This is a genomic window from Acidovorax sp. KPB24-07, from assembly GCF_057543315.1.
Genome location: NZ_BAAJYS010000644.1, coordinates 1 through 1355, shown reverse-complemented (window position 1 = coordinate 1355; position 1355 = coordinate 1). Strand labels below are relative to the sequence as shown.

Sequence of the window (1355 nt, the reverse complement as noted above, 5' to 3'; positions counted from 1 at the left end):
GCACGGCGGCGCCCGCGGCCTGCAGCTCGGCCGCGGCGGCATCGAGCGCGTCCTGCTGCACGTCCACCAGCACGAGGTTCATGCCCCGCTGCGCGCCGATGCGCGCGCATTCGAGGCCGAAGCCCGATGCCGCGCCGGTCAGTACCGCCGTCTTGCCCTGGAACGATTCGATCATGCCGATGTCTCCGTTTTCTTGAGTACGTAGCCGATGCGGGGGAAATGCACGTGCAGCGCGCCCGCCCGCGCGTCGGTGCGGGCCAGCGTGTAGCGCGTGCGCGTGGCGGCCACGAGCGTGCCCTCGGTCGGCTCGGTGCCGAAGGTCTCGGCGGCGATGGTGACGGCGCTGCCCAGGGGAATGCCGTGCTCGTCCTGGAACGGCTCCGGCGGCAGCGGCAGGGGCTCGGCCGCCGCAGCCACGGCGATCGCGTCCTGCGCGTTGAATTTTTCCATGCGGCCGTGGCCCAGGGCGGCGATGCGGTCCATCCACTCGGTGACCGCGGGCGTGGCGGCGAAGATCTCGGCCATCACCGGCACGCAGGTGCGCGTGAACCACAGCGGGTGGTAGGCGGCGAAGTCGGCCACGCACGGCTCGGCGCCGAACAGGAACTCGTGCTCCTCGGCCATGTGCGCGATGCGGCGCAGGTACGAGCGGTAGGCCGCCGTGGCATCGTGCGGGCGCAGGCGGTTCATGCCGGCGCTCATGGCCTTGCGGTCCTCGCCGAAGGCCTGGGCGGCCGCGGGCGGCAGGTTGGCGAACAGCACGGCCGCGCCGCGCGGCTGCAGGTTGTAGGCCATGGCGGCCCAGAACAGCGTGGTGTCGGCCCATTGCGCGAACACGCGCGAGACGCCCTTGAGGTGCGGCGGGTACAGCACCGGCTCGGGCTGGGCGTGCTCCAGCACGTCGCAGATCAGCGCGGTGTCGCAGTAGATGTCGGCCCCCACCTGCAGGAAGGGCGTGCGGCGGTAGCCGCCCGTGAGCGCGAGCACGTCGGGCTTGGGCGCGACGCTGGGCACGATGACCGACTTCCAGGCCAGTTGCTTGAAGCCCAGCACCGCGCGGATCTTTTCGGAGAACGGCGACGAGGGGTAGTGGTGAAGGATCAGCGCGGACATGAACGATCTCCTGGCCAGTGGTGGCTGCTGCGTGCCGGCCCCCGGGCCGTCAGGCGGGGCTCCACAGCATTTCGATGTGGGGGATGTTGTCTTCGAGGTACTCCGCCGAGACGGCCACGAAGCCCATCTCACCGTAGAAGCGCTGCAGATGCGCCTGCGCGCTGATGCGCACCGCACGGTCCGGCCAGGTGGCCTGCGCGCGCGCCAGGCCCTCGCGCACCAGGGCCCAGCCCATGCCGGTG

General features: G+C 71.4%; 3 protein-coding genes. All 3 read right to left on the bottom strand.

Annotated features, from left to right (window positions below; genetic code table 11):
- Positions 1 to 175: SDR family NAD(P)-dependent oxidoreductase (locus tag AC27IQ_RS24655; RefSeq protein ID WP_487091168.1), on the bottom strand; the 175-nt coding region annotated here is incomplete at its 3' end.
- Positions 172 to 1113 (bottom strand): glutathione S-transferase family protein, encoded by a 942-nt coding sequence (locus AC27IQ_RS24650; RefSeq protein ID WP_284427143.1) that lies wholly within the window; start codon positions 1111 to 1113, stop codon positions 172 to 174. The genes AC27IQ_RS24650 and AC27IQ_RS24655, both read right to left, overlap by 4 nt.
- 49 nt (positions 1114 to 1162) lie before the next feature.
- A partial coding sequence (locus AC27IQ_RS24645) for a GNAT family N-acetyltransferase (protein ID WP_487091166.1) occupies positions 1163 to 1355 on the bottom strand: 193 nt, incomplete at its 5' end.